Source organism: Aequorivita aurantiaca, from assembly GCF_030410135.1.
Classification (GTDB): Bacteria; Bacteroidota; Bacteroidia; order Flavobacteriales; family Flavobacteriaceae; genus Aequorivita; species Aequorivita aurantiaca.
Window position 1 is genome coordinate 219,478 of sequence record NZ_JAUGQQ010000002.1, and the last position, 18,566, is coordinate 238,043.

Consider the following 18,566-nt stretch of genomic DNA (forward strand, 5'->3'; position numbering starts at 1 on the left):
TGTTATTCCTCCTTTCGCGGAAAGTTATGCCTGTCCTTATCAGTTATTTTAAAGGGAATTTCCGGCGTATTCTTGTAAAGCTTCAATTCAATTACATCCGATGGTAAGTTGAAATCCTTTGCAGCCAAGGCTTCTTTTACTTCCTTTATTAGTAGACCCCGTAAAACCCGCGATGCCCTTCGATAATCCACCGTGTCCACCCAAAAAAATACTTTTAGGTTCACCGTGCTTGATGCCAGTTCATCCTCAATAACAAAATTTTCGTGAAATTCGTCCCTCACAATTTCTTTGTTGTTATCCAAAATTTCCTGAATTACCATTTTGGCCGCATGAATATCGTCTTCATAACCAATACCCACAGTGAAATCCACCCGATAGAAACCATCGGCGGTATAGTTTTCAACCGGTTTTGTTAGCACGTCACTGTTCGGAATATAGATATCACGGCCATCAAATGTCTTTATATGGGAATAACGAAAGCTCAAAGCCTTAACCCTTCCGAATATATCATCAATCTTAATTGTATCGTTAATTTTAAAGGGCCGGTTGAATGCCAAAATTACTCCCGCCAGAAAATTTTTACCAATATCCTGAAAAGCGAAACCCAAAATAATTGCGCCCCCGCCCACGGCTGTCAGCAGACCGGTTGCAATTCCGTCCAATCCGGCAACCCGCAAGGAGATCATAATAGCTATAATAATTAAAACAATTTTTACTGCCTGGGCCAAAAATTTGGCCATTAACGGATCTTGTGATTTTCGCTGAAACCTTTGCTTGTAGAAATTGGTCAATATTTGAGCAAGCAGCACTCCTAAGATTATAACCAAAATTGCCAAGGCGATGCGCGGCAACACGGTCAGGAATTCTTTATAATATCTTTCTATGGAATTTTGGATGGTTTCGCTGGGCGATTGTAACAGTGGGAGCATCAATTTTTTCTTTTAAAGATAATAATTCTTACACAAAGATTTCTTCCCTTAAAATAATCTAAAAGTATAGCGGAACGAACTGCAACATGTATCTTTGCCAAAAATTTAAGTCAGTGGAATTTTCAGTAAAAACTTTTCGAATAATTAGCACTTTGGAAGCTATTTCATTTTTGGTGCTTTTAGGAATTGCAATGCCATTAAAATATATTTGGCACATGCCACAAATGGTCCAAATTGTAGGAATGGCACATGGAGTTCTATTTGTGCTATATGTTATGGGGGCGCTGTATATGTACCGAAAAATGCAATGGTCAATAACAGATCTTTTTGTGATTATCATGTGTTCTATAATTCCCTTCGGCCCTTTTTATGTGGAACGTAAATATTTATAAATGAACCGGGAAACGATTCAGGATTTTAGTTGTATACTTCAAAATTACCTCGTTAACGAAGGCATGGCCATAGATTGGGCCATTTTTTTGAACGTACTTCTAAATTGTATTATCGTTTTTACGGGAGTACTTATTCTAGAGGTTATTTTTAGAAAATTTATTATTGAAGCTTTTAGGGCATTCAGCAATAAAACGAAAACCACTTTTGATGATTATCTAGTTAAAAGTAACTTTCCAAAATACATTGCGCACGGCATATTGCTCGGGATAATTTGGTATCTCCTTCCAATCATTTTTATTGAATCTCCTTTGATGACCGGAATGATGATGGTTGTTGCGCAAGTTTATTTGGTGATACTCTGTGTATATATTTTCAGAAGTATTCTGCGCACTACCCGAAATTATCTTGTTGAAAATGATAGATATCGGGACAAGCCGATGGAAAGTTATGTGCAGGTAATGATGATTTTTGCCTGGGGGGTCGGCATTTTCTGGATTATTCAATTGCTTACTGGGTTTTCGCTTGTAAGTCTAACCACACTTGGTGCGGCTTCTGCGGTAATCCTTTTAATTTTTAAGGATACAATTCTTGGCTTTGTTGCAAGCATTCAAGTTTCAGTTAATGACATTGTTCGGATTGGCGACTGGATCACCTTCAGTAAATATGGCGCAGATGGATACGTTACCGAAATCAATCTTGCCACTGTTCGCGTTCAAAACTGGGACAATACCTATACAACCATACCTACCTATAGTTTAATTGCCGATTCCTTCCAAAATTGGCGAGGCATGCAGGAAAGTGATGGAAGAAGAATAAAACGGTCTATTTTTATAAAACAATCCTCCATTAGATTTCTTTCTGTGGATGACGTGGAACGACTGAAGAAAATACAACTGATTAAGCCTTATTTGGAACATCGCCAAAAAGATGTTGACAGATACAATGAGAAAAATGAAATTGACAAAGAGTTATTGATAAACGGCCGGAACCAAACCAATCTCGGGGTTTTTCGATATTATGCTGATGCCCTGCTGAATGAAAATTCTGCCATCAATAAGGATTTGTTTTTAATGGTCCGCCATTTAGCACCCACCGATAAAGGAATTCCAATTGAAATTTTCTGTTTCAGCAAAGACAAACGGTGGGTAAATTATGAACATATTCAGGCTGATATTTTTGACCATCTTTTGGCGGCCATCCCCTATTTTGACCTTGAAATTTTTGAACTTCCCACGGGCAAGGATTTGCAGGCATTGGCATAATTTTCTGGGCCTTACCAATCCGTAACACCTTTAAATTTTCGATTCTTCATTAATTGCACTCAACATTATTTATATAATTTACCATTTCACCTTCTTCAATATGGTATAGGATTGAATACGTTTTCATCATTCCTCTTTTACTCGGATTTGCTAGATTTACTTCCAATTCATTTATTAAATCTGCACAGTCCCCGAAATATTCCTTCACTTTTCTAATGGCTTTTTCTGAAACGCTTTTAGCTGCGGAATGGGCAATCCTACGCTCAACAAGATTTTTTTCACTGTCAAAAATATAGAAGAAATGAACCCCTTGCCCAATATAATCTCCAAGAATATATTTATCGCTTTTCGCAATAATTCGATGCACGCGAAGGCCGCTACCGTCTTTGCTGTGCGGAAGAGGCATAAAAACAACCTCTCCATTTCCAAGTTTTGCCTCGGAGTATTCGGTGTTTTTTATATCCTGAATGTTTCCATCGAAATCAAAATAATATAACAATTTCTCATTAAATGCTATTGGACCATAACTTCCCGCGGCCATCCCCCCGATGGATTTTTTCTTATCGGAATTTGAACCGTCGTAAATAGTAATCAATTCACCCGAATTTTTTAGAATCGTGCCCCTCTCCTTTTGTGCATAGGTAGTGAGAGTTAAAAATAAGGTAAGCATACAGATAATATTTTTCATATATACAGATTTTAATCTGCAATATAACTTTTATACATCCTTTTGATAAAAAAAACTATGAGAATTATTATTATTTATTAATAAAAATAGTTTTTCGATTTACGAATTCCCGAATTCCATGTTCGCTCAACTCCCGTCCGTAGCCACTTTGCTTTATTCCGCCGAAAGGAAGTCGTGGGTCACTTTTTACCAGTTCGTTTATAAAAACGGCACCTTCGTCAAACTGAAATGCGAGCTTTTCGGCTTCGGCAATATTTTTTGTGAAAATGGAAGCTCCCAACCCAAATTTTGAATAGTTTGATAGTTCAATCGCCTCTTCAATGGTTTTAAAAGTAGTGACTGAAAGTACTGGTCCAAAGGTTTCTTCATTGAAAACAGCCATTTTTTCAGTTACGCTGGTTAGCACCGTTGGCTCAAAATATGCATTTTGCCGCTTGCCGCCTATTGCCAATTTTGCACCAGCTTTAATGGAAGCATTTACCTGTTTTTCCAAATCCTTCGCTAAATCTTCGCGCGCCAAAGTTCCCACAAAAGTTTCTTCATCCATGGGGTCACCACATTTCAGTTCGCGGATTTTTACGAGCATTTTTTCAACGAATTCTTCCGAAATTGATTCGTCAATTATCAATCGCTTTCCGGCAATACAACTTTGTCCCGTATTCTGAAAGCGCGCCATAACGCAGGTTTCAATGGTCTTTCCAATATCGCAATCCTTCAAAACCACAAGCGCGTTGCTTCCGCCCAATTCCAAAACCGTTTTTTTTATATTTTTCCCAGCAATGGAAGCCACGGAAGAACCGGCTGGGCCACTGCCCGTTAGCGTTACGGCTTTCACCTTTTCATTCTCAATTATATCCTCAATAACATCACTTCCGACCAGTAATGTTGTAAAACAATTTTCCGGAAATCCCGCACGTTTGAATATTTTTTCAATATTCATAGCGCTTCCGAAAACATTTGAAGCATGTTTCAAAATAGCTACATTTCCTGCCATAAGTGCGGGCGCAGCAAACCGGAACACTTGCCAATATGGATAATTCCACGGCATAATTGCTAACACCACTCCCAACGGCTCATAACTCACGTAACTTTTGTCCGCATCGGTTTTTATCACTTCATTTTGAAGATGCTTTTCGGCATTCTCGGCATAATATTCACAGCCCCAGGCGCATTTTTCAATTTCGGCAATAGCTTGCGAAATGGGTTTTCCCATTTCCAAAACAATGGTCTCGGCATATTCCTTTTTGTTTTTTTTCAACTCTGAAGCGGCGGCGAGCATCAATTTTTTTCTTTCCGAAAAAGAAGTTTCGCGCCAACTATAAAATCGTTTGTCGGCTTTGTCGATTATTTCGGAAACTTCCTTTTTTGTGTGGTTTTTATATGATTTCAATTCCTTTCCGTTATAAGGATTGATTGAAAGTGTAGTGGCCATGGTTTTTCTTTTAAAAGTATTGAAAACAAAAGGAAGGTTACAACCGATTATGATGATTTTAACGAGTTTTCGATTGAAAATAAACCTCAAAAACCCTCGTTAACTTTATAAGTATTGTGATACATTTGCCAAAAATCAGAACAAAAATTAAGATGAAAAATACAGCTCTTTCCCACATTCACGAACAATTGGGTGCCAAAATGGTGCCGTTTGCAGGATACAATATGCCCGTTTCCTACGAGGGCGTCAACGCCGAACACGAAACCGTCCGTAATGGCGTGGGCGTTTTTGACGTTTCGCATATGGGCGAGTTTTTAATTACTGGACCAAATGCGCTGGATTTAATTCAAAAAGTATGTAGCAACGATGTGTCAAAAATTGAGGACGGACAAGCGCAGTATAACTGTTTGCCGAATGAAACCGGCGGAATTGTTGATGATTTGATCGTTTATAAAATTGCAGATGAAAAATATTTGTTGGTGGTGAACGCTTCAAATATTGATAAAGACTGGGATTGGATTTCAAAATACAACACTTTCGGCGCGGACATGCGCAATCTTTCCGAAGATTATTCGCTATTGGCAATACAAGGTCCGAAAGCTATTGAAGCTATGCAATCATTAACTTCGGAAGATTTAAGTGCCATAAAATTCTATCATTTTAAAGTTGCTGATTTTGCGGGAATTCAGCACGTAATAATCAGCGCCACAGGATATACCGGAAGCGGCGGATTTGAGATCTATTGCAAAAACAATGAAGTGGAACAGGTTTGGAACAAAGTGATGGAAGCCGGAAAGGAATATGGGATAAAACCAATCGGACTTGCCGCACGCGACACGCTTCGACTGGAAATGGGGTTCTGCCTTTACGGAAATGATATAAATGATACTACTTCACCATTGGAAGCTGGGTTGGGTTGGATTACGAAATTCACAAAAGATTTTGTCAATTCCGAAAATCTGAAAAAACAAAAAGAAGAAGGCATTACAAGAAAATTAATCGGATTCGAACTGAATGAACGCGGCATTCCGCGCCACGACTATGAAATTGTGGACAAGGATGGTAAAAATATTGGAATCGTTACCAGCGGCACCATGGCCCCCTCGTTAAACAAAGGCATTGGACTTGGCTATGTTTCCGTAGAGCACAGTACCACCGGAACGGAAATTTTTGTTCAAATAAGAAATAAGCCCGTTAGCGCAACAATCATTAAAACCCCGTTCTATAAAAATTAATGGCCAACCGCATTCTCATACTTGGCGGCAGCGGTTTTATTGGCAATGCGCTTTACAGGGAATTTCATTCATACTTTGAAGTTCAGGCAACCTATTGCCACCAGCACGGCGCTTTTTCGGAAAATCAGGTTTTTCATAATTATTGCGTGGAAGAGGATTCGCTTTTCCTATTGTTGAATAAAATAAGGCCAACAACTATTATTTCCGTACTTAATGGGGATTTCAAATGTCAATTGGAGGCGCACCAACAGCTCGTGAATTATGTATTGATTAATCCAAAATGTTCCGTATTGTACGTTTCTTCGGCAGCGGTTTTTGATGCAAAGCATAGGCATCCGTCTTTTGAAAATGACGTTCCTGTTTCGGAAACAAAATTGGGAAAATATAAAATTGCCGCTGAAAATTTATTGCTCGGCAACATTCCTTCGCAAACCTCGATTTTAAGATTACCGCTGGTTTTGGGAATAAATTCCCCCGAAATTGTCCATTTGCGCCAATGCATGAGACATCACGCCACTTTCGAAGTTTTCCCCAATTTAGTAATAAGTGCCACGACCATAAATAAAGTTTGCCAGCAGGTTCACTACATTATCAATAAAGCATTGCGTGGAATTTTCCATTTGGCCAGCAATGATATGATTCATCACGACGAACTTTTCAAAGAAATAGCCTCAAAAATGGGCGATAAAATGCCTATCTTTAAAAATGTCTTCAATAGCAATGAGGACCGTTATAATGCCATTCTTCCAAAAATAAACAAATTGCCAAATCCGCACCAAATAACTGTGCAGCAAGTAATTGAGGAATGCAGTTTAAACGAAGAAATTATATCAATTAAATAAAAGAAAAATATGAAAGCCTTATCGGAAAAAGAAATTACTACCAACTTAAAAGAATTTGAAGGTTGGGATTATGTTGATGGCGCTCTGCACACCATTTTTGAATTTGAGGATTTTAAAGAGGCGTTCTCGGCGATGACCAGAATAGCTTTTGAAGCCGAAAAACTGCAACATCACCCGGAATGGAGTAATGTCTACAATTCATTGGAAATATATCTTTCCACCCACGATGCCAACGGTGTTACCGAAAAGGATTTTGAATTGGCGAAAATTATTGATGAATTGATTGGGTAAAATTTCCGAATTATAAGAGCCTATTATAAACATTCACTTTTTTGAAATTTGGTGCTCGGTTTTTGGAATTTTTTATATTTGCCCTTTCTTTACGATAAAAAATAACAATAGAAAATAATTTATGGGAAGAGCTTTTGAATTCAGAAAAGCAAGAAAAATGAAGCGTTGGTCCGCAATGTCCAAAGCTTTTACGCGAATCGGGAAAGATATTGTAATGGCCGTGAAGGAAGGCGGTCCGGATCCCGACGCCAATTCCAGATTGCGGGCGGTTATCCAAAACGCCAAGGCCGTGAATATGCCCAAGGAAAATGTGGAGCGCGCCATAAAACGGGCAAGTGATAAAAGTTTGGGCGATTTTAAGGAAGTGCTTTTTGAAGGCTACGCGCCGCACGGAATAGCAATTTTGATTGAAACCGCTACTGATAATAACACTCGGACCGTTGCCAATATTCGTAGTTATTTCAACAAATGTGATGGCAGTCTCGGCACTTCCGGTTCTGTTTCATTTATGTTTGACCACACTTGTAATTTCAGAATAAATCCCGAAGGATTGGATATTGAGGAACTTGAACTTGAACTGATTGATCACGGCGTTGATGAAATTTTTGAGGATGAAGATGGTATAATGATCTACGCTCCTTTTGAAAGTTTCGGCGCGATACAAACTTATTTGGAAGAAAATAAAATTGAAATTTTATCTTCCGGTTTTGAGCGTATTCCTCAGGTAACGAAAAAATTATCGGAAGATCAAGTGGGAGATGTTGAAAAACTTCTCGAAAAAATTGAGGAGGATGATGACGTGCAAAATGTGTACCACACGATGGAAGAATCATAAAAAGATTTATTAGAGCATAAAAAAAGCCACCAAAAATAGGGTGGCTTTTTTAATGGAATTATTTCTTTTATCTGTCAACAAAAGTTAAGGACGATGCGCCAGCAAAAGGAAATGAGAATGAGGGTTGTAAATTTCCACCGGGACCAATTTCGCTGAAGAAGAGAACCTTACCTCCTTCATTTGCGCGCTCGGCAACGAAAATGGTTTGACTGATGCTTTCATAATCTACAGCAACAGGATTTCCAAGTTGCGTGAAATTACCCGAAACTCTAACTTGATTTCCGGCTACCGGCAATGTTTCACCGTTGGGCGTAGCTTCAAATTTTGATACAAATCCGCTTATAAAATGAATTGCTCCATCATTTTCATTGGATGCATCGCCAATATCAGTCAAGATCACTACTCCCCCATCTTCGGCAATACCGTGGGTGCGGGTTATGCCCTCAATAGTAATTTGTTTATCGGGCGAGGCGGTTATATCGGTAGTATAGGTCGCGACGAAATTTTTCAATACTGCAACATCAGAAGTTTTGTCAACCACTGTGTATAAATCATTACCAATAAACTCGATTCCCCAAAGGGCGTAATTCACAAACACGGTATTTCTTAGTGTATATCCGGACGCATCCCGGGTGAATACAAACAATCTGCCATCATCAGTATTTGGATTTCCATCCGTATCTGCATTATCTGCAACAACGTAAACATCATTATTTACTGCAATATCGCGGGGACTTTCTAAAACCGGATTACTTGAAAGCAAAAAATTTAATGGATTTCCACTTTCGGTATTTTCAACATTTGAATATGTGTTTATTGATCGTTGGCTCCGTGAGTTTATAATAAGTTCATCTGCATCGTCGTCATAGTAAATGCCTTCATTATCATCGGAACTGGTTGCAAAGGAACGAAAGGCAATCCCGTTGGGTGTAAAATCAAATACTCCAACTGCATTATTTGTATTGCTTGTGGCATAAACATTGGCCAAGATGGGGTTTGGTGGCGGATCTCCAGCTCCATCCTCATCATCAGCATCACAAGAAATCAGGGATACTGATAATGCAAAAATTGGTAATAGATATTTAATATTTTTCATAGCATTTAAGTGTTTAATTGTTTTTTACAGTGCATATTTAAACATAACAAACCAAAAATAAGATAAGAGGAAGTAATGCTTAACTAATATTTAACAACAGTCACTGATAATCAGTTAATTATAATGAATACCCGTAGTTCTATTAACACGTTTTTGGCTAGGAAAATTTTCTGTTTTTGCCAATTATGGTTTTGTAATAGGAGCGTATTACGAGCGAATCTTTATGATAATCACCCGAAGGATAGAATGGTTTGTTTACAATCACTTTTTTGGTAGCGTAATCAAATCCTACACAAATGATTGGAACATTTGCCAATAACGCAATGTAATAATATCCCGTTTTCCAGGATTCCACTTTTTTTCGTGTTCCTTCAGGAGATAATGCCAAACGGAATTCCTTCTTTTCATCAAAAAGCTGCGCGATTGCTTCCACCTTGTTTTGCCCTGGAGTTCTGTCCAAAGGCGCACCTCCCATCCATTTAAAATACCAACCAAAGGGCCATAGGAACAGTTCCTTCTTAGCTATATAATTAATCTCTGTCCGTAATATTTTTCGGGCGAATGCGCCAATGTAGAAATCATGCCAACTAGTGTGCGGGACAACAATAACCACGGCTTTTTTAATAGCTGGATTGAAAGAACCTTCTATTTTCCAGCCCATCAAATTGTAGAATATGAATTTGATAATTCCCATTGAAAAAATTAAGAATCTACATTTTTGAATACAGTTCTCTTAATTTATCTCGGTTAATTCTGTCCTTCCAATTGCTTCCTAAAGCATTTTCCCAAAGAGGCACCATCCCCAGAGCCACAGTAATCATGGTTTCCATTTTTTCTTCCGAAAGGTTTTTGCAGACTTCTTGGGGAATTTCCACTTCGTGCTTTGCAACCATCTTTTTAAAAAGTGCTACATCCTTGTTATAGAATTCTTCCAGAAACTGAAATACAATACAATTGCCAACCCCATGCTTCGTTCCTAAAACGTAGCCGAGGCCATAGCTCATGGCATGTGCCACCCCAACTTGGGAATAGGCAATACTCATTCCGCCGTGCCATGAAGCCATCATTAATTTTGCGCGCATTTCATCATCTGAAAGTGTGTCGCCAAGAAAAATTTCCATACATAAATCGTATGCCTTTTCGCCATAACTCTGGCTAAATGCATTCAGAAATGTTCCATTTAAGGATTCAACACAGTGGATAAAACAATCCATCCCGGTAAAAAACCATTGATTTTTTGAAACACCTTTTGTCAAGTCTGGATCTAAGATTACTTGATCAAATGGAGTAAAGTCACTGTTGATCCCCAATTTGCGCACCGGCCCCGTTAAAACTGTAGTGCGGGAAACTTCGGCTCCAGTTCCGGAAATTGTGGGAATACCTACGTGATAAACGGCTTTATTTTTAACAAGGTCCCAGCCTTGATACTGCTCGGCACTTCCCTGATTGACCAACATAATCGATACTGCCTTTGCCAAATCCATCACGCTGCCCCCACCGATACCGATAATTCCGGAAGGTGTGTTAGTAAATTCAGTTTTAATGTCTTTCACCAAAGTGTCAACTTGTGAAGTTTTTGGCTCTTCATCGGCAGAAATATATATCAGTTTATCATTGAAGCGAAGATTTATTCTATTTAAGAAAGCTATGTTGCCTTCAAAAACATCATCAACTAAAAAAATAAACGGAGCTTTTTCTTTGGTTTGGGATGATAATATGGTTGAAAGTTGATCAAAACAGCCCTCCCCAAAAACCACTTTGGGCACCATGGGAAAGTTTCTGAATTTATTGTTTACCGTAGGCACACTTGACTCACGAAGAAGTTCATTGGCTTTTTCGAGATCCTCTGGAGTATCTATTTCTACCCCTGTGGTATTTGAAATTGCCATTTTTATATTTTTTCCATATTCCAAGTAGCGTATACATTCTATTTTTTCAACGGCTTCCAGCGTTCGCATTGGCAAACGATAAAAATCCATAAGGGCCTGCTTCCGGAAGGCATAGATACCTTTGTGCTTATAGTACTGCATTGCCACATTTTTATCGCGCGGATATGGAATGGGTGAACGGGAAAAGTAGAGGGCAAAATTATCTTTATCCACAATTACCTTTACGCAATTGGGATCGCTTATTTCCTTCCAGTCGTGAATTTCGGTCATTAACGAGGCAAGATCAATTTTATGTGCATCGGGTTCTTTAAAGACAGCAAGAACCTTTTCTAAACCTTCACGATTGGTGAAAGGTTCATCGCCCTGCACATTCACCACAATATCAATGTCCATATTTTCAACTGCCTCTGCAATACGGTCGCTGCCGCAATCGTGCTCCGTTTGGCTCATAATGGCTTTGCCTCCGCTCAATTCAATTTCTTTAAAAATTACCTCGCTATCTGTCACCACATATACTTCATCGAATAGATTCGTGGCCTTGGCAGCTTCATACGTTCTAACTATCACTGGCTTCCCGCCTAGATCCTGCATTAATTTTCCTGGAAATCGGGATGCGCCGTAACGCGCGGGAATCATTGCTATTATTTTCAATACAGAGTTTTTAAAAATGAATTCAAAAATAAGAAGATTAAATTCTTGGCGAACTTTTTTTCCGATGCTTTTTATAAATCCGAAAAATTATGAAGAATAGAAAAGGAACGAACAAAAATGCTATAACAGGAACCAGTATGGAGGCGACCGCCATGGCGATGGAAGTGCCTGTTTCAATGGTGGCTATAACCGGATTTGCAAGCCCGCCAGTAGTTGTACTAGAGGTTATCCGCGCGACGGCCGTGGTGCCTTTTATTGCGGCCGCAGTACCGCCTCCTGCAATAATGGCCAAGGCCCACGTTACCAATGGATTTAAATCCGCCATTGTTGCCACCATCACAAAAGTTCCTGCTAAAGTTGCAACGGGTAAAGCTATGGCATCCAACAGATTATCTACCCAAGGAATATAATAACCGAACAACTCTATTAGAGTAGCAACGCCAATTGTGATTACCGCGGCAAGGCTGCCCATCCATTCCCAATCTTCATTAAGAGGGATAACTTCCGAAAAACCTGCCAAACTTAGAATCAGCAATGGCAGAAACACACGAAAACCAACAGCTGCAGCGAGCCCAATACCCAGAAAAATGCTCGTGGTTATCTCTAGAATTTCCATATTTATACAAGAGAATTTAGTAGTAGCCGAGAATAAAATTATCAGCCTTTAGAAACTAATCTACGAAAAAATCGTCCTTAAATCCTATTAAGTACAGTTTTTTCTGCGCACGTGTAACCGCTGTGTAAAGCCATCTAAGATATTCTTTATCAATCCCATTGGGAAGATAGGGTTGCTCCACGAATACGGTATTCCACTGTCCACCTTGGCTTTTATGGCAGGTTATTGCATAACTGAACTTGACCTGTAATGCGTTAAAAAATTTATTGTTTTTTACCGCCAAAAACTTTTTGTATTTCGATTTTTCTGAGGCGTAATCCTTCATTACTTCCTGATAAAGCTTGTTGGCTTCATCATATGTAAGCGATGGGCTTTCTGACGTTATTGTGTCTAAAAGCAAAACCGTTTCCAGGGGCTTCATATTTGGGTAATCCACCATTCGTATTTTTACTTCGGCGAAGCGGAAACCGTAGAGATTCTTAAAAGCAAAAATCTCCAAAACTTCAATAATATCACCATTGGCTATAAAGCCGGCTTCGCTTGCATTGTCTACCCAGAAATAGTTGTTTTTTACAACCATCAAATAATCGCCGGCGGAAAGTTCTGCTTCCTGAAACAATATCCGTTCACGAATGCTTTGGTTGTAAAGATTAGCCCGTTTGTTTGAACGTACAATTATAACAGTATCTTCATTTCCCAAGGCAGCATAACTATCATTTATAGCATCCATAATTTCTTGCCCATCCACGGGTCTAATTATATCGGGAAAATGGATTCCGGAGAATTTGAAAGCTTCATAAAGCTCATCGTCAAGACGTTCACGAATTCGGGTTGCATTCTCCAAAATGCCGCTATCTTTTTGCTGCCTTACCACTTCATTTAATTCAAGCGATATAACCTCTTTATTATATTGGTTCTGCAGTACTTTTGCATCCAAAGCGGGACTAATGGCCAAATGCACTGGGGGTAATTGTGCGGAATCACCTATCAACAATAGTTTGCAATTATTTCCGCTGTAAACGAATTGCATCAAATCATCCAATAATGAGCCATTTCCGAAGAGTTTCGCCTCCGTGTTAACATCGGGAATCATCGAGGCTTCATCAACGATAAAAAGCGTGTTACGGTGTTTATTATCCTGAAGAGTAAATGATACAGAACCTTTTTCAGCTTTCGGAAAGTATATTTTTTTATGAATGGTGAAGGCTTGTGTGTTTGAATAATTGCTGATAACCTTCGCAGCTCTTCCGGTTGGCGCCAAAAGAACGGCGCGTTTTTTGGCCCGTGCCAGGTTTTTTACTAAAGACCCTACGATTGTTGTCTTTCCGGTTCCGGCATATCCTTTCAGCAAAAAAGTTTCATTTTTGTTTGGGCTCAGCACAAATTTCGCCAACAATTGAAGTGCAATATCCTGTTTTAGGGTTGTGTTATGTGGAAAATCGGTTTTCAAAAAACCGTAAAATTCTGATTCATTCATCCTTCGCTGCTATCAATGAGGGATTAAAGATAGGTATGATTTTTTCGGAATATACTTTTACGAACAAAAAAAAATTGTAGATTTGCGAGAGACCTATTAGTAAATCACCTTAAATAAAAATCAATAATGAAATTAGTAATTCAGATTGTTCTTTGGATTGTCATCATCTTTTTGGGCTGGAAATTATGGAGCTCCATTATGGGGCCCGTAGAATTCAATAAAGTTAAAGAAGCCCGTTACGTTAAAGTAATCCAAAATCTAAAGGATATTCAAGCTGCTGAACTTGCGCACAAAGAGATAACAGGAAGTTTTACAGGAGACTGGGACAGTTTGATTAATTTTATTGAGACTGCAAAATTCGCAATTACCCAAAGAAGGGATACAAGTTTTGCCGATGTAGCCAAAAATAAGGCTTTCGGAATCAGTGAGGGTTACTTTATCGAAGAATCATTAATTGATACACTAGGCTTTACACCAGTAAAAGATTCGCTTTTTGGAAATTCAGGCAGATATAAAACAATGATGAATGTGCCAGTGGAAGGCGTGAATGCCAAATTTGACCTAAAAGCTGGAAAAATTGTAAAGAATGACGCCACCTATTCCGTGTTTGAAGCAAAAGTTTCCAAAAAAACGGTATTGGGTGATCTTGACAAAGATCTTTTAATGCAAGAAATGCAGGTGCAGTCTGTTGATGGGGTAAATGGTCCTGATATTAAAGTGGGCTCACTGGAAGAAGTAAACACTTCTGGAAACTGGCCAAAAATTTATGACACAGCAAGAGGAAACTAACATACAAAATAGCTCAAAAAACAGACTGTCCGTTCAAGTTTCTTTGAACGGGCTTTCTTTTTTGGTATCACACCCCGATCTAAAGTCGCCTGTTTTATTCGTGGATAAAATTCTGGACCACAGCACCACACCCGAGGAATTGTTGATGGACATTGAATCAATAATCTTTAAAAACGAAATTTTAAATTCAAGTTTTTCCGAAGTTTCCGTTATTTATTCCACGCCAGTTTACAGTCTTGTGCCCTCCCCTCTTTTCGATGAAACAAAGGCCAGCGAATATTTAAAATTTAATTCCAAAATACTCGCCAATGATTATATGGCGAACGATGTTTTGGAAAACCAAGAAATCGTGGTAGTATACGTTCCTTTTATGAACATCAACAATTTCTTCTTTGAGAAATATGGCGCCTTTAACTACTTCCATTCAACCACTGTATTTTTGAAGACGATATTTGCCATTGAAAAGTATTCGCTCCCGAAAATGTACCTTCATTTTCAAAAGAATAATTTTGATTGTATAGTTCTCAATAACGGGGAATTGCAACTGTGCAATAGCTATTCCTTCAAAACACCCGAAGATTTTATTTATTATACCCTTTTCTGTATGGAGCAATTGAATCTGAATCCCGACAACTGCACTGTAATACTTTGTGGGGAAATTGAAAAGGATGACGCAAATTATAAATTGGCCTATACCTATATTCGAAATTTGGAATTTTTGAACATAAATTCATCCATAAATTTGAGCAGTGATAAGTATCTGCCACACAACCAATTCATTTTAAAAAACGCACTTTAATGCGCATAATTTCCGGTACATACAAAGGAAGACGATTAACCGCACCAAAAAACCTACCCGTGCGCCCTACTACTGATTTCGCAAAGGAAGCTCTTTTCAACATTTTAAGGGTTCGCTATGCATTTGAGGAAATCGCCGTGCTGGATCTTTTCAGTGGCACCGGCAACATCAGTTTTGAATTTGCATCGCGTGGGGTTCCAAACATCACCTCGGTTGATGTCCACCTTGGCTGTATTCAATATATAAATAAGGTGTCGGAAGAATTCGACTTTCCAATTCACACCATAAAAACAGATGTTTTTAAATATCTCGAAAAAGCAGCCGGTAAATTCGACGTGATCTTTGCCGACCCACCCTATGATTTTGATATTTCACAATTTTCAATTATATTAAAAAATATTTTTGAAAAAAAGCTTTTGGGCGAAGATGGAATATTAATAATTGAACATTCAAAAATGAATGACCTTTCCAAAAATGAACATTTCACCGAGGCCCGAAAATATGGAGGAAATGTTTTTAGTTTTTTTAATTAAAAAGTAGCTATGGAGAGTCTGGCATTAGATACCACTTTTGGTACCGTAACCGTTTTTGACAATATAATTTCAATAGTTGTTGATGAAGGCGCAACCTTCAAGGCAGATGATTTAGCCGAACTTTTTGAGCTATATGACACCCATTTTCCGAATAAAAATTTCGGCTATATTTCAAATAGAATCAATGATTATTCCATAGAACTCAGTCCAAAATTGTACCGATCGGTCCATTCAAATTTAGTGGCGATTGCAGCGGTCTGTTATACTGATGCTTCGTACAGGAATGCGCAATTCGAAAAGGAATTTTACAAAAAGCCTTTTGCAGTTTTCAGAAAATATGATGACGCAGTGGCCTGGCTCGAAGAATTTATATAAAAAAAAAGCAGGTCTATAAGCCGGATTCTGTCCACCGATTTTTAACATCGGGGCCCTATCATTTATCTAGGCGTTCCGTTGCCGAAACGCTCCATCTGCCTACCCTCCTGCTCGGGCGGGAACCCTCGAGCGCAGGTTTACGTGGCATTTCACCGCATAGAGTTTACATGATTTCACTACAGCATTACCTGTACATCCTTTCTGTTGCACTTGTCCTAATCCCGAAACGAATTCGGGACCGACGGCCGTTAGCCGCTATGCTTCCCTATGGTGTCCGGACTTTCCTCCTCGAAACAAGCTCGAGGCGATAAGGCGACCTGCGGTGCAAAAATACTAATGTTAATAAATATGGTAAAATACAAACAGCTATTTTTTTAAAAGCCGCCGCACATCTTTATATTTGCTAGCAAGTCAATATTACTCTTTGAGGTGTTAAAATAAGACAGCCAAAAATAAGATCGGTCGCAATTTTTTTTAAATTTTCACTGCCCATTGCCACTAAATACTGACTACTGACTACTGAAAAAATATGGAACACTTCATTGTATCAGCCCGCAAGTATCGCCCCGCCGTTTTTAAAGATGTCGTTGGGCAGCAGGCCATTACCAATACTTTGGAAAACGCTATAGAAAATAACCACTTGGCGCAGGCGCTTCTTTTTACGGGGCCGCGTGGGGTTGGGAAAACCACCTGTGCAAGAATTCTTGCCAAGAAAATAAATTCTGATGGAACCGAAAAGGAAGGCGAGGATTTCGCGTTCAATATTTTTGAATTGGATGCCGCTTCAAACAACTCGGTGGACGATATCAGGAATTTGATTGACCAAGTGCGGATTCCGCCGCAGGTTGGAAAATATAAGGTTTATATTATTGACGAGGTGCATATGCTTTCCGCCTCGGCTTTCAATGCATTTTTGAAAACTTTGGAAGAACCCCCGAAGCACGCAATCTTCATATTAGCTACCACTGAAAAACATAAGATAATCCCAACCATTCTATCGCGATGCCAGATTTTCGATTTCCGAAGAATAGGCGTTCGTGATATAAAGGAACATTTAGCCGACGTTGCAAAGGCTGAAAACATTGATGCCGAAGACGACGCACTACACATTATTGCTCAAAAAGCAGATGGCGCCTTGCGCGATGCACTTTCTATTTTTGACCGCGTGGTTAGTTTCGCCGGCAAAAATCTTACGCGCGATGCCGTAACCGAAAACCTCAACGTACTCGATTATACTTGGTATTTTCAGATAACAGATTTGCTTTTGGAAAACAACATTCCGCAGGTTTTAATTACTTATAACGATATTCTTTCCAAAGGCTTTGACGGACATCATTTTATTATGGGTCTTGCCTCCCATTTCCGCGACCTTTTGGTTTGCAAAAATCAGGAAACGATTACGCTTTTGGAAGTTGGCGAACAGGTGAAGACAATGTATTTTGAACAGTCACAAAAAACTACAACCCAATTTTTGATTGAAGGAATTGACATTGCAAATACTTGCGACCTTAAATACAAAAACAGTCAAAACCAACGGCTTTTGGTGGAGCTTTGTTTGCTTCAACTTGCTTCCCTGACTTTTCAGGGCGAAAAAAAAAAATTCACTAGCGGCGAGCGTTTCGTAATACCTCCCTCCCATTTTAAGAATGAAAAGCTGGCTTCAGATAAAATAACTTCTGCCGGAAGTATTGTTCCAAAAGCGTATAAAAAGGTTGAAGTTTCAAATGATGCTGTTGAAAATTTAAAGGACGCTGATTCCCACGAAAAAGTTTCCGATGAAAATTATGCTTCGGAAAACATCACTTCCGAAGAAAAAATCTACGAAAAGCCAGACAGCGGTGAACCACAAAAAGTAATCGAGCGACCACAAATTCTCGCCGAGCGCAATGCTAAAAAAGTTTCTGCGCTTTCATTAAAAAGCATTCAAAAAAAACAGGAGATAAAGCAGGAATTATTCGCCAACCAACCCGATGCGGAAAATCTTCCCGTGAATGATTTCTCCGAAGAGGAAATGCAGGCCGCATGGACGGAATATACCGCAAACGTTGAAAGCGATGGAAAATACAACCTTCTTTCGCACTTAACGATGGGCATTCCAAAGTTAGAGGGCGCAATTATCCATCTGGAATTTCCGAATCAAACCATAAAAACGGAAGTGGAGCGTGCAAAATTTGAACTGCTCGGTTTCCTGCGGGAAAAACTTCAGAATTACGAAATTGACCTGGATATAACGGTAAATGAAACCTCCGAAAAACGGTACGCTTACACAACGCGGGAGAAATTCGAAAAAATGAAGGAGAAAAATCCGCTGATAGAAAAATTACGAAGGGAATTTGATTTGGATATATAGTCGCTGTAAATTCCAAATTGTAAACGGCAAATTCCCATAAGTACCAAAAAAAATCAATCATCAACAATTGGCAATCGTAAATCG

The 18,566-nt window shown here is 39.0% G+C and carries 19 protein-coding genes and 1 other RNA gene; 11 read left to right on the forward strand and 9 right to left on the reverse strand.

All coding sequences use genetic code 11. From position 1 onward, the window contains the following. Positions 1-2: 2 nt before the first annotated feature. The gene (locus tag QRD02_RS04345; protein ID WP_290253691.1) at positions 3-929 is read right to left on the reverse strand and encodes a mechanosensitive ion channel family protein; all 927 of its coding nucleotides are present in this window, start codon (positions 927-929) and stop codon (positions 3-5) included. 113 nt (positions 930-1,042) lie between these two features. On the opposite strand from QRD02_RS04345, the gene QRD02_RS04350 reads away from it, so the two are divergent. Then, complete coding sequence (locus QRD02_RS04350; protein ID WP_290253692.1) at positions 1,043-1,321, forward strand: DUF3817 domain-containing protein; 279 nt, start codon at positions 1,043-1,045, stop codon at positions 1,319-1,321. Then, on the forward strand, positions 1,322-2,584 hold the full coding sequence (locus QRD02_RS04355; RefSeq protein WP_290253693.1) for a mechanosensitive ion channel family protein: 1,263 nt from the start codon (positions 1,322-1,324) through the stop codon (positions 2,582-2,584). It begins immediately after the preceding gene. A gap of 49 nt (positions 2,585-2,633) precedes the next feature. Here the strand turns inward: QRD02_RS04355 and QRD02_RS04360 are convergent, their stop codons facing one another. Continuing rightward, positions 2,634-3,272 carry a hypothetical protein gene (locus QRD02_RS04360; protein ID WP_290253694.1) on the reverse strand — a complete coding sequence of 213 codons (639 nt, stop codon included), beginning with the start codon at positions 3,270-3,272 and terminating at the stop codon, positions 2,634-2,636. Positions 3,273-3,342: 70 nt separating this feature from the next. Continuing rightward, a complete protein-coding gene (locus QRD02_RS04365) occupies positions 3,343-4,704 on the reverse strand; it encodes an NAD-dependent succinate-semialdehyde dehydrogenase (RefSeq protein ID WP_290253695.1) in 1,362 nt (453 codons plus the stop codon). 152 nt (positions 4,705-4,856) lie between these two features. On the opposite strand from QRD02_RS04365, the gene gcvT reads away from it, so the two are divergent. From gcvT to QRD02_RS04385, 4 genes are all read left to right on the forward strand, one after another. Then, positions 4,857-5,939 (forward strand): glycine cleavage system aminomethyltransferase GcvT, encoded by a 1,083-nt coding sequence (gene gcvT / locus QRD02_RS04370; protein ID WP_290253696.1) that lies wholly within the window; start codon positions 4,857-4,859, stop codon positions 5,937-5,939. Beyond that, on the forward strand, positions 5,939-6,781 hold the full coding sequence (locus QRD02_RS04375) for a sugar nucleotide-binding protein (protein WP_290253697.1): 843 nt from the start codon (positions 5,939-5,941) through the stop codon (positions 6,779-6,781). Before gcvT ends, QRD02_RS04375 begins: the two co-directional genes overlap by 1 nt. 9 nt (positions 6,782-6,790) lie before the next feature. Next, the gene (locus tag QRD02_RS04380; RefSeq protein WP_290253698.1) at positions 6,791-7,072 is read left to right on the forward strand and encodes a 4a-hydroxytetrahydrobiopterin dehydratase; all 282 of its coding nucleotides are present in this window, start codon (positions 6,791-6,793) and stop codon (positions 7,070-7,072) included. A 121-nt stretch (positions 7,073-7,193) separates the two neighbouring features. After that, positions 7,194-7,907, forward strand: a complete 714-nt coding sequence (locus tag QRD02_RS04385; protein WP_290253699.1) for a YebC/PmpR family DNA-binding transcriptional regulator — start codon at positions 7,194-7,196, stop codon at positions 7,905-7,907. Between the two features lie 67 nt (positions 7,908-7,974). Here the strand turns inward: QRD02_RS04385 and QRD02_RS04390 are convergent, their stop codons facing one another. The 5 genes from QRD02_RS04390 to QRD02_RS04415 all read right to left on the reverse strand — a co-directional run bounded on the left by QRD02_RS04390 (position 7,975) and on the right by QRD02_RS04415 (position 13,636). Further along, the gene (locus tag QRD02_RS04390) at positions 7,975-9,003 is read right to left on the reverse strand and encodes a hypothetical protein (protein ID WP_290253700.1); all 1,029 of its coding nucleotides are present in this window, start codon (positions 9,001-9,003) and stop codon (positions 7,975-7,977) included. A gap of 157 nt (positions 9,004-9,160) precedes the next feature. Then, complete coding sequence (locus QRD02_RS04395; protein WP_290253701.1) at positions 9,161-9,697, reverse strand: 1-acyl-sn-glycerol-3-phosphate acyltransferase; 537 nt, start codon at positions 9,695-9,697, stop codon at positions 9,161-9,163. A gap of 16 nt (positions 9,698-9,713) precedes the next feature. Next, on the reverse strand, positions 9,714-11,528 hold the full coding sequence (kdsB, locus tag QRD02_RS14480; RefSeq protein ID WP_435373021.1) for a 3-deoxy-manno-octulosonate cytidylyltransferase: 1,815 nt from the start codon (positions 11,526-11,528) through the stop codon (positions 9,714-9,716). A gap of 52 nt (positions 11,529-11,580) precedes the next feature. After that, positions 11,581-12,159, reverse strand: a complete 579-nt coding sequence (locus tag QRD02_RS04410; protein ID WP_290253702.1) for a DUF4126 domain-containing protein — start codon at positions 12,157-12,159, stop codon at positions 11,581-11,583. 55 nt (positions 12,160-12,214) lie between these two features. Continuing rightward, positions 12,215-13,636: an ATP-dependent DNA helicase gene (locus tag QRD02_RS04415; RefSeq protein WP_290253703.1), complete on the reverse strand. Its 1,422-nt coding sequence runs from the start codon at positions 13,634-13,636 to the stop codon at positions 12,215-12,217. 126 nt (positions 13,637-13,762) lie between these two features. Between QRD02_RS04415 and QRD02_RS04420 the strand changes: the two genes are divergently transcribed. The 4 genes from QRD02_RS04420 to QRD02_RS04435 are packed head-to-tail and all read left to right on the forward strand — an operon-like array spanning position 13,763 to position 16,132. Continuing rightward, positions 13,763-14,425 carry a hypothetical protein gene (locus QRD02_RS04420; RefSeq protein ID WP_290253704.1) on the forward strand — a complete coding sequence of 221 codons (663 nt, stop codon included), beginning with the start codon at positions 13,763-13,765 and terminating at the stop codon, positions 14,423-14,425. Further along, positions 14,403-15,224, forward strand: coding sequence for a DUF3822 family protein (locus tag QRD02_RS04425; protein ID WP_290253705.1), 822 nt, complete (start codon positions 14,403-14,405; stop codon positions 15,222-15,224). The genes QRD02_RS04420 and QRD02_RS04425 overlap by 23 nt, the downstream gene beginning before the upstream one ends. Further along, positions 15,224-15,757 carry an RsmD family RNA methyltransferase gene (locus QRD02_RS04430; RefSeq protein ID WP_290253706.1) on the forward strand — a complete coding sequence of 178 codons (534 nt, stop codon included), beginning with the start codon at positions 15,224-15,226 and terminating at the stop codon, positions 15,755-15,757. The genes QRD02_RS04425 and QRD02_RS04430 overlap by 1 nt, the downstream gene beginning before the upstream one ends. 9 nt (positions 15,758-15,766) lie before the next feature. Further along, on the forward strand, positions 15,767-16,132 hold the full coding sequence (locus tag QRD02_RS04435; RefSeq protein ID WP_290253707.1) for a hypothetical protein: 366 nt from the start codon (positions 15,767-15,769) through the stop codon (positions 16,130-16,132). Here QRD02_RS04435 and rnpB read toward each other — a convergent pair. Next, an RNA gene (gene rnpB / locus QRD02_RS04440) (RNase P RNA component class A) lies at positions 16,133-16,456 on the reverse strand. Between the two features lie 205 nt (positions 16,457-16,661). On the opposite strand from rnpB, the gene QRD02_RS04445 reads away from it, so the two are divergent. After that, positions 16,662-18,482: a DNA polymerase III subunit gamma/tau gene (locus QRD02_RS04445; RefSeq protein WP_290253708.1), complete on the forward strand. Its 1,821-nt coding sequence runs from the start codon at positions 16,662-16,664 to the stop codon at positions 18,480-18,482. The last annotated feature ends 84 nt before the right edge of the window (positions 18,483-18,566 follow it).

What these genes read in the sequence shown, in the direction of transcription:
- gcvT (WP_290253696.1), top strand. Translation starts at nt 4,857, where the DNA reads ATGAAAAATACAGCTCTTTCCCACATTCACGAACAATTGGGTGCCAAA.
- QRD02_RS04390 (WP_290253700.1), bottom strand. Translation starts at nt 9,003, where the DNA reads ATGAAAAATATTAAATATCTATTACCAATTTTTGCATTATCAGTATCC.
- kdsB (WP_435373021.1), bottom strand. Translation starts at nt 11,528, where the DNA reads ATGATTCCCGCGCGTTACGGCGCATCCCGATTTCCAGGAAAATTAATG.
- QRD02_RS04425 (WP_290253705.1), top strand. Translation starts at nt 14,403, where the DNA reads ATGACACAGCAAGAGGAAACTAACATACAAAATAGCTCAAAAAACAGA.
- QRD02_RS04415 (WP_290253703.1), bottom strand. Translation starts at nt 13,636, where the DNA reads ATGAATGAATCAGAATTTTACGGTTTTTTGAAAACCGATTTTCCACAT.
- QRD02_RS04420 (WP_290253704.1), top strand. Translation starts at nt 13,763, where the DNA reads ATGAAATTAGTAATTCAGATTGTTCTTTGGATTGTCATCATCTTTTTG.
- QRD02_RS04410 (WP_290253702.1), bottom strand. Translation starts at nt 12,159, where the DNA reads ATGGAAATTCTAGAGATAACCACGAGCATTTTTCTGGGTATTGGGCTC.
- QRD02_RS04375 (WP_290253697.1), top strand. Translation starts at nt 5,939, where the DNA reads ATGGCCAACCGCATTCTCATACTTGGCGGCAGCGGTTTTATTGGCAAT.
- QRD02_RS04385 (WP_290253699.1), top strand. Translation starts at nt 7,194, where the DNA reads ATGGGAAGAGCTTTTGAATTCAGAAAAGCAAGAAAAATGAAGCGTTGG.
- QRD02_RS04445 (WP_290253708.1), top strand. Translation starts at nt 16,662, where the DNA reads ATGGAACACTTCATTGTATCAGCCCGCAAGTATCGCCCCGCCGTTTTT.
- QRD02_RS04365 (WP_290253695.1), bottom strand. Translation starts at nt 4,704, where the DNA reads ATGGCCACTACACTTTCAATCAATCCTTATAACGGAAAGGAATTGAAA.
- QRD02_RS04355 (WP_290253693.1), top strand. Translation starts at nt 1,322, where the DNA reads ATGAACCGGGAAACGATTCAGGATTTTAGTTGTATACTTCAAAATTAC.
- QRD02_RS04345 (WP_290253691.1), bottom strand. Translation starts at nt 929, where the DNA reads ATGCTCCCACTGTTACAATCGCCCAGCGAAACCATCCAAAATTCCATA.
- QRD02_RS04435 (WP_290253707.1), top strand. Translation starts at nt 15,767, where the DNA reads ATGGAGAGTCTGGCATTAGATACCACTTTTGGTACCGTAACCGTTTTT.
- QRD02_RS04395 (WP_290253701.1), bottom strand. Translation starts at nt 9,697, where the DNA reads ATGGGAATTATCAAATTCATATTCTACAATTTGATGGGCTGGAAAATA.
- QRD02_RS04380 (WP_290253698.1), top strand. Translation starts at nt 6,791, where the DNA reads ATGAAAGCCTTATCGGAAAAAGAAATTACTACCAACTTAAAAGAATTT.
- QRD02_RS04360 (WP_290253694.1), bottom strand. Translation starts at nt 3,272, where the DNA reads ATGAAAAATATTATCTGTATGCTTACCTTATTTTTAACTCTCACTACC.
- QRD02_RS04430 (WP_290253706.1), top strand. Translation starts at nt 15,224, where the DNA reads ATGCGCATAATTTCCGGTACATACAAAGGAAGACGATTAACCGCACCA.